The sequence below is a fragment of the Cupriavidus sp. IDO genome (assembly GCF_000812465.1).
Lineage (GTDB): Bacteria > Pseudomonadota > Gammaproteobacteria > Burkholderiales > Burkholderiaceae > Cupriavidus.
Genome location: NZ_JWMA01000083.1, coordinates 1 through 8,549 on the forward strand (window position 1 = coordinate 1; position 8,549 = coordinate 8,549).

At 58.1% G+C, this 8,549-nt stretch carries 3 protein-coding genes and 4 pseudogenes; 4 read left to right on the forward strand and 3 right to left on the reverse strand.

Features of this window, described 5'->3' with window-relative positions; translation table 11 throughout:
• On the reverse strand, positions 1-233 hold a 233-nt coding region (locus RM96_RS23210; protein ID WP_039014030.1), incomplete at its 3' end, for a transposase.
• A gap of 917 nt (positions 234-1,150) precedes the next feature.
• On the opposite strand from RM96_RS23210, the pseudogene hfq reads away from it, so the two are divergent.
• Positions 1,151-1,503 (forward strand): annotated as a pseudogene (gene hfq, locus RM96_RS37545) (RNA chaperone Hfq).
• On the opposite strand, the pseudogene RM96_RS23215 reads toward hfq, so the two are convergent.
• Positions 1,484-2,038, reverse strand: a pseudogene (locus RM96_RS23215) (OB-fold nucleic acid binding domain-containing protein); the annotation flags it as partial. The pseudogenes hfq and RM96_RS23215 sit on opposite strands and share 20 nt — an antisense overlap.
• Positions 2,039-4,314: 2,276 nt before the next feature.
• Between RM96_RS23215 and RM96_RS23225 the strand changes: the two are divergent.
• On the forward strand, positions 4,315-5,379 hold the full coding sequence (locus tag RM96_RS23225; protein WP_039014033.1) for a hypothetical protein: 1,065 nt from the start codon (positions 4,315-4,317) through the stop codon (positions 5,377-5,379).
• A gap of 157 nt (positions 5,380-5,536) precedes the next feature.
• On the opposite strand, the pseudogene RM96_RS23230 reads toward RM96_RS23225, so the two are convergent.
• Positions 5,537-6,055 (reverse strand): annotated as a pseudogene (locus RM96_RS23230) (cytochrome D1 domain-containing protein); the annotation flags it as partial.
• Between the two features lie 622 nt (positions 6,056-6,677).
• On the opposite strand from RM96_RS23230, the gene ltrA reads away from it, so the two are divergent.
• Together ltrA and RM96_RS23240 are read left to right on the forward strand one after the other, a co-directional pair.
• Positions 6,678-7,928 (forward strand): group II intron reverse transcriptase/maturase, encoded by a 1,251-nt coding sequence (gene ltrA, locus RM96_RS23235; RefSeq protein ID WP_039014035.1) that lies wholly within the window; start codon positions 6,678-6,680, stop codon positions 7,926-7,928.
• A 76-nt stretch (positions 7,929-8,004) separates the two neighbouring features.
• Positions 8,005-8,549 (forward strand): annotated as a pseudogene (locus tag RM96_RS23240) (transposase); the annotation flags it as partial.

Here is an 8,549-nt window from a genome sequence, read left to right on the forward strand (position 1 = left end):
ATTTTGAGCTGCCGGTTCTCACGGCGTAGCCGTGTGAGCTCCTGGCGCTCGGCACTGGTCAGGCCGTCATGACGTGTGCCTGCGTCACGCTCGGCCTGGGCGACCCAGTTGTAAATGGTCTGGGCCGTGGGTTCGAATTCCTTGGCCAGATCCTCGGGGCGGCGACCTGCGTGGACCAGATCAACCATTTGCTGACGGAAGACAGTGCTGTACGGTGGGCGCGTTTTCGGCATGGTGCACCTCCTGTTTACTCAAGATAGGCACTGTCCAAAAAAGCGGGTCACCTCCAATTCTTCCGGCCGAACTCCACCTTAGAACACAGCTCGACCCGCAGCGTGTACGCCCCTAGGCTAACGGGGAACAGCAGTACAGCTCCTTGGCTCGGCATACAGACTCTCTGGAATTGCGGCGTGAGAACAAGTTGCACGTAGTCTACGAGCATCCCTTGTATGTGCTTAATCAAACACGTGACGTCCCCCTACCTTGGCATCCCTTTGCCGGCGGGCCTTCCGCGTGTCTGGCGGCCATTATGGCGGAGTTAGCCTTTGAGCCCTGAGGACACCCCTACCTGTCGGCGACGAGCCTACTATTGGATGCGTGCAGATAAATCGCGTTGGCATTGCGGACATGGCTGATGGCCCTGGCGTCTCGGTTGTGTGGCACTGCCCGAGAGTCAACTATCAACCGCCGATGAACGACATTTCGACTTTGGGCTGGTTGGGTGCGATAGTGTTTGCAGCGCGCTGCTCCGAATAGCGGTCAGTTCGATGCAGCCAAAGGTCGGCCACTCGTCGGCGCAACGCGTCGTCAGATTCACCTCCTCGCAATGGCGCGCGGATGTCCAGGCTATGAGAGGCAAACAGGCATGTGAACAGCTGGCCGTTTGCGGACAGTCCCGGCCGCGTGCCAAGTTTGGCTGCGCACGGTGCTCGCACTTGCCGATAGAACGATAGAATGACTGCATCAATTATCGCGATGCGCAACTCCACTGAGAGGGCGGCTTATGGCGCGTGTCGCGTGACGTAGGAGCGCACGTCGAGCTCTTGTGCGAGCACCAATGTTGTGCGTCGCGGCTCCACTGCAAAGCAGCGCCCCAACAGCTGACATCCCGCCGCGACGCCCCATCTGCCTACATTTTTATTGTTATCCAATGCAGCTCGAAGACCCCAATTCGCAGAACGGCTTTCTGAACACAGCGCGCAAAGAGCGGAAGCGTGTCGAGGTGTACCTCGTCAACGGCATCAAGCTGACCGGTTCAATCGAGTCATTCGACCAGTTCGTGGTGATGCTCAGCGGGCCCGGCGGCACGCAAATTGTCTACAAGCGAGCAATATCGACCATACAAGTGCCGACAGGCGTCCGGCAACCGGGTTCAGGCGCTCGTCCCGAAGCGCGCACGAGCTTGGGCAGCGAGTCAGATGTGCCTGTCGCGGTCACGCGAAGGCGTCGTGTCACTGGGGCCGATGGCGGAAATGAATAGGCGGAAATTTCGGCTCCGCGTAGGCAGGGTGCCCAGCATGGGTGATAGGTCGATGAGGTGCTGCGCTATGAGATGCCGAACCTCGCCCTCGCACTGCCATTTCCCATAGACGCCGACCAGCGTGGCACTCAGTACCTCGCGGCGCTGCCTCTCCAGGACAGAGGGCCACACGATGACGTTGATGGGCCCGGTTTCATCTTCCAGCGTCATGAACACAACGCCCTTGGCCGTGCCGGGGCGTTGGCGAACCGTAACAATGCCGCAGCCTCGCGCCAGCTGCCCATTTTTATATGTCGCCAATGTAGTGGCAGGGACGAATCGCTTTGCCGCCAATTGTGGACGCAGCAGCGCAAGTGGGTGACGGTTCAGGGTCAGCCCCATCGACCGGTAATCCCCAACAATTTCCTCCCCCTCGGACGGTGCCGTGAGGCGCGGCGCCACTTCCGCAAGGCCTGCCGGACGCAACAAGTCCTTGTCCGGAACGGCACCGATGGCATGCCATAGTGCTTCGCGCCGGTTTCCGGCTAGGGATGCCAGAGCGTTCCCAGCCGCTAGGACCATTTGTTCCCGGCTACAGTCCGTGCGCTCGGCGTTGGTTTGCCTTATGCGCTAGCCAATGCTCTGTTCGGAGGTACCGCCGAGTATGCAGCTCTGGCGATACGAGCTGCGCATGTGGAGTCATACTTTTTCTACTATGTCGCAGCGCTGTCCGCAATCACCTTCATCGCCTCGGCCGTGATGCCGAATTTAGCCAAGTATGGCTACCTCGATGGGACAGGAGAGATTGAAGCCAACACCGGGATAAAAAGGGTCTAGCTGCAGAGAGTTGGTGTCTCCCACCAGGCATAGGCGTGTTCGGAGGGTTGGTGGACTACGGGGAGGGTCGCTGGGCCCTCCCCACACGTCGCGAAGCGGCCAGTCCGACCAGCCGTACTGGGAATGCCTTCCGCCCATCGCGAAGCTGCACGGCATTGGGCAACGGCCCGAATACCGCACCAGTAGTATGACGCACGCTCGCTCCGAGTGCCTGCGCTATTAGTTCAAATTCTCAAAGCAAGCCGTCGTCGCGTACCGGCTCTGCCCTGTACACCGACCAGTAGTAATGTGAGTGTCGATGGTGTTTGGCGAGTTTCTTTTCAGCGAAGAACCTCACCTTGCCATCTGTACCGGCCTCAAGGTCTACCTGGCGATGGGACTCAACTGTGGAAGCCGCGGGAGGAAGAAGCTGCAGGGCGGCCACAACGTACTGACTCTGGATGCGTCCCAGTATCCCGTTCGCGCCAGGCGCAGGGGCGGACCTGACTCCCGCTTCCCGTAGATGACATTTCGCAGCCAATCGACTGTTTCCCATGATGCAACCTGTTGCTTCGCTACGTACGACCTGGTCCGATATGGACCCCTTGTTTGTCTCGCTGGATGAAGGGCATATGCCCGTAGGCTCGAAGTCGTGCCAAATCTTGGCGAGTAGACGACGGCACTGCCAGCGCTGACAACGCTGAGGACTCGATGCCGAACGAACCGCACTTCGGGCAGGTGTATCGGCATCCCTTCAACAAAGGCGACCGAATCCGCTCCGAGGCAGCGCCGCACAGCGGGCAATTCGCTGGTTCTGGAAGCATGATTTCAAACGCGGTACTGTATGGATATACAGTGCCAGTATAGCGAACCCTCGGCGGAATGGAAGATGCTTGGAAGTGTATAAAAGTGCACTTATGTCGAGTGCGGCGGCCCGTTGGAGTCGCATAAGGCCCGTCTTTTGCGGCTCGAACGGCTGGGAATCGTGCTTTCCCGATGCCCTAAGCACAACACACCGCCTAGGGGTACTCTTCGGTGGGCTGGACACGCGGAAATCTCGATGCGTTCGGCGCCGAATGTTCAGAGCATCGTGCGTGAGAAAGGGCTGAACGAGAGCGGGCCATGGTCGCAGACTCCGCCACCAATCCGTTGCGCGCTCTCTATCTCGATTTCGACAGACTGCTACACCCAGAGGCCGTATATCGCACGCGCCACGGTATCGAACCTCTTCATCATCCAGGGCATAGCCTGTTCGAACACGCCCCCGTGTTGGATGCGGCGTTGGACCCGCACCCTGAAGTCCGAATTGTCCTATCCATATCGTGGCAGCTCATCAAAGGCGGTTATCTAGGTGGGAGGGTCAATCTATGCATGCCTGCGAACATCCCGGCGCTTGTCCGGCTCCTCGGGGAAGCAGTCCCACCGGTATGGGAATCTCTGTGGCTCCACACCCTATATCCGCTCTCTAAGCTTGCCGGCGACGGTGCTGCTCGCGGAAGAGTAGACGAGAGGACCTTGAATGGCCAGCGGGGAGGCGACCAGCTTCACTTCGCCCGGCGAAAGAATGGCCCAACTTGGGCATTAGGGATGTGCGCCAGTTGTATCAAGGAAGATAGTGAGAAGCATGCTTCGGCAGTATGGCACCGAGAGCATCTTCTTCCACTCTCTAACATTTGTGCGCTACACGGTGACCCAATCTACGAGCATTGCGAAACATGCTTCCATCGCATGCGACGCACAAGGCAGTTGCCTGTGCCAGGCGAGGTATGCGTTTGCGGAACGAGTTCCTTGGTCGCAAGGCGACCGCCATCCTCACATGACGAGCTGAGGGCAGACCACGGCTTTTCGGTGTTCGTCTTTGAGTTCATGAATAGCGCCGAGTTCGAGCACCTGAATGGTGAGCGCTTTTCCGAAGCCGTTGGCGACAAACTCGGTAGCCTTGGCGTACGAAGCGAATCCAGCCTGCACTATGGGCGTTTACAAGACTGTCTCGGCGCTAGCCTTAGTCGAGATGTTCTCAATATGCTTCCCATGCTGTTGTGAACGAACTTAAGCTTGACCAAGCTATTGCGCCGCCGAAGCGGGCTGATTTGAAGGGGGTGGTGGAGGGGGTAAACGGGATTTTTCAGCGAAGAACGGCTGATTTGCCAGGGGCGTTCAAGCGGACTGGCGAGCGGGCGGACAAGGAGCGGCAGGATGAAGCTCAAGCCGAAGCGACGATGACTACTCTCGATTTCGAGAAAATTTTGGTTTATGCAATCAATGAATACAACCTGACGGCAGATGTTGACCAAATCCTGACAAATGAAATGCTTGGTAAGGCGAAGCCAAATCCGGCTGGAATTTTTCAATGGTACCGTTTGCTGAGGTTGGGCGGGGCGTCGAAGGAGTGGACGGAGCGAGAGATTTATTTCCGTCTGCTCGAACCGGACACTCGAACGGTACGGCGTGGTCGGGTTCAATACGGTAAAGGATTCTATACGAGCCAAGAACTCGTGGACTTCTACAATGCTGAAATGCAACGGCCCCGACAGCCGGACAATCCCGTCATCAATATTCGCGTTCCCATGGATGATGCGACGTATCTGTTGTGGGAGCGTGAGGATGGGACGTTCGTCGAACTGCCTGAAACTCAAAGGACCACGGCGCGCTTTGGACGCGCTCTTCGGTTTGACCGCAAGCTGTCTAATCTCTATCGTGCGGCGCAGAGACGCGTTCAGGCGGCTAAAAATGCAGCGCGCAATCGACTCGCGAACTGGAAGGCTGCAATGATGCAAGAATCGGCGGCCAAGCAGGCGAAGAGGCCGGGGACATACAAGACCGGCGCAACTGTGAGGGAAGCTCGAAGGGACTTGGCCAAAGAAGAGTCGTTGGCTCGGGCGGCGACGGAGCGGGACATTCTCGGTCTCGAGCCGGGCGAAGTCCGGAAAAGGGAAGCTGATTTTGGCATTCCTCCTGAGCGGCAAAGACGGGACGACCCCGATACCGTTCACACAAGCGATGCAGAACTTGTGGAGGAGCCTGGTGTAGCAGTCGACACAGAGTCCAACAGTGTCCTCGGCTCATTCATGGGCAAGCTTCGGCAGAGAGTCACGCAGCACTAGCTCGCCTAAAGACTTGGTTATGTGATTCTGTTCCAGAACAAAGCCCGCCAAAAATTTTCGGTGGGCTTTTTTGTTACGCAGGTGGGCGAAGGTGCACTCGCGGCATGCTGGGGAAACGAAAAGTTCGCTGAAAACAATGAGTTATGAATGTCTATCGTTATGCGAATCTAGGTGTTATGCGATTCTGTTCGTAGAGGACATTGACCATCAGGATCTTGCCGGTCTCCTTGGCGTTGATCACGAACTCCGGATGGAAGTGGCTGGCCACGATCGAGGCCACGCGCGGCTCGGGGTGGTATTCGTTGTCGACCGTCATGCCGCGCGTGGACACCACCTTGAGCGGCTTGAGCGTGTCGCCTTCCATGATCACGTACTGCGGCGGCCAGTAGGAGCCAGCCACCGCGTACTTGTCCTCGTAGCCCTTGTACTTGGAAGTTTCGACCGAGCGCGCTTCCATGCCGATCTTGACCTCGGCGACGATGTCGGGTTTGGGCAGCCACAGGTCGATCAGGTCCAGCCGCGCGTCGCGCCCGATCACGTACAGGTAGCGGCCCGATGCCGACATCCGCGAGATATGCACTGCGTAGCCGGTCTTGACGATGTTGATGATCTTCTTGCTGTCGCCATCGATGAGCGCAACCTCGCCGGCATCTCGCAGCGTGACCGAAAAGAGATCCCCCCACGGCAGAATAGATGTCGCCCCGATAGAATTTGAACCCCGGGGGCGATAAGAGATAGAAGGTGTGCCGCAGCCACATGGAACGGAGGTTCGAACGGACTGACGGACTGTGTACAAGCTGCATGAGAGATGGAGGTAGGCCCTCCGGCGTCGGTTTTCAGGAGCGGGCGTCAAACCACCCCAAGCTGCTGCGGTAAAGAGCCGTGGTGGTGAGCGTTGGGGCAAAGTGTCGAGGCTATACCTCGAACAGGTAGGGATCAGAGAGACGAACGAAAGTGAACCTTCCGATGACGCGTCGTAATTTATAGATCTGTCGTCAAAACCAGGGGCGCTTCTATCCTCTGGGACAAGCCAGCCGGAAGCCTGATTACTGGGCGGGCGGCGACCGGCGTAAAGGGGGCGTGAAGCTGATCCAGGCTCTTGTGTGGAACTGCGGGAACCAGTCGTTCCGATGTGAAGGGAGAAACTCAAGTGGTTGAAGCCACGAGGTGAGAGTACCGATGCGGAGCACTGGGACGGACCAACCCGTACGAGCGATGAAGGCTGGTAATGCGGCCGGAGCAAAGGGGTTGGGTCAAGCGAGTTGCATTCTGCGTTCAACTGGGAACAGGAGGAAACCATGAGTGCAACAAAACCGTTTGTCATCGACAAGTGGCTAGTGTATGACGCGTTCAAGGCAGTCAAAGCCAACGCAGGATCGGCGGGCGTGGATCGGCAGTCGCTCGAGGACTTCGAAGCGGACCTGAAAGGCAATCTGTATAAGGTCTGGAATCGCATGTCCTCGGGCAGCTACTTTCCCGATCCGGTCAAAGCGGTTGCCATTCCAAAGAAGAATGGCGGGGAGCGCATTTTAGGGGTGCCCACTGTGGCGGATCGTGTTGCGCAGATGGTAGTCAAGCAGGTCATTGAACCTGGAATCGAGTCGATCTTCTTGCCTGACTCATACGGCTACCGGCCCGGGAAATCGGCGCTGGACGCTGTGGGGGTAACGCGAGAGCGGTGCTGGAAATACGACTGGGTTCTCGAGTTTGATATCAAAGGCCTGTTTGACAACATCGACCATGACTTGCTACAGCGAGCGCTTCAAAAGCACGTGAAGAGCGACTGGGCCATGCTGTACATCGACCGATGGCTGAAGGCACCGATGCAGTTGAAGGATGGAACTCGAGTGGAACGCACTCGGGGAACTCCACAAGGTGGTGTCGTCAGCCCAGTGTTGGCAAATTTGTTTCTGCACTATACGTTCGATGTTTGGATGGCTCGCACGTTCCCTCAGCTTCCCTGGTGCCGGTATGCAGATGATGGATTGGTTCACTGCCGCACCGAACAAGAGGCGCAAGCTGTCAAGGCAGCGCTTCAGGCTCGGTTGGCAGAGTGCCATCTAGAAATGCATCCGGACAAGACCAAGATCGTTTACTGCAAAGATGGCAGTCGCAAGGGAAAATATCCGAATACGAAGTTTGATTTTCTCGGATACACCTTTCGGCCGCGGGTTGTGAAGAATCGCAAACGGAACAGCCTGTTTGTGAACTTCACCCCTGCGGTCAGTGCGGTCGCCCTGAAGTCCATGCGGCAGAGAACTCGCGAGGCACGCTTCGGCACGCGGACGTATCTCAGCGTGGCTGACATCGCCCGCTTGCACAATCCAGTCCTGCGAGGCTGGTTGAGCTATTACGGGCGGGTCAGTCCGTCAGCGATGTATCCGGTGCTTCGGCACTTCAACAGGACATTGATCGCTTGGGCGATGCGGAAGTATAAGCGCCTGAAAGGACAGAGAACGCGGGCGGCTCGCTTCGTAGAAGGCATCGCGAAGCGGCAACCGCAGTTATTCGTACACTGGCAACGAGGCATGAAAGGCGCGTTCGCTTGATGGGAGCGGTGTGAGTTGAGAGGCTCACGCACCGTTCTGCGAGAGGCTGGAGGTGAAATTCCTCCGGCCTACTCACCTGGCTCGTTACGGACAAGAATTCAAGGACCGGGCGGTAGCACGGTTGTTACCGCCGGAGAGTGCGGCGGTGGAAGTGGTTTCAAGGGAATTGGGTGTGGCAGTGGCCACGCTTGAGCGCTGGCGCGCAGACGCTATGTCCATGCCCGCTCGCGAGCGGGCATGGACAGCGGCGGCCAGGTTTGAGGCGGTGCTGGCGACGGCTGCGATGGACGTGGCCAGCAAGAACGCCTGGTGCCGTGAGAACGGTGTGTATCCGCAGGAGTTGGAGCAGTGGCGCACTGCCGCCACGCAGGCGCTGGCTGAGCCCGAGGATGCGCGCGCCACCCATCGTGAGACAAAGGCCGATCGGCGCCGCATCAAGGAACTCGAGCGCGAGCTGCGCCGCAAGGAGAAGGCCCTGGCCGAAGCCGCCGCCCTGTTGATACTCTCAAAAAAGCTCGAGGGGATCTTCCCGAAGGACAAGGACGAGGACGCATGATCGGCCTGGAAGATCGCCAAACGATGGTCCGCCATATCGAAACCGCTCACGCAGGCGGTGCTCGC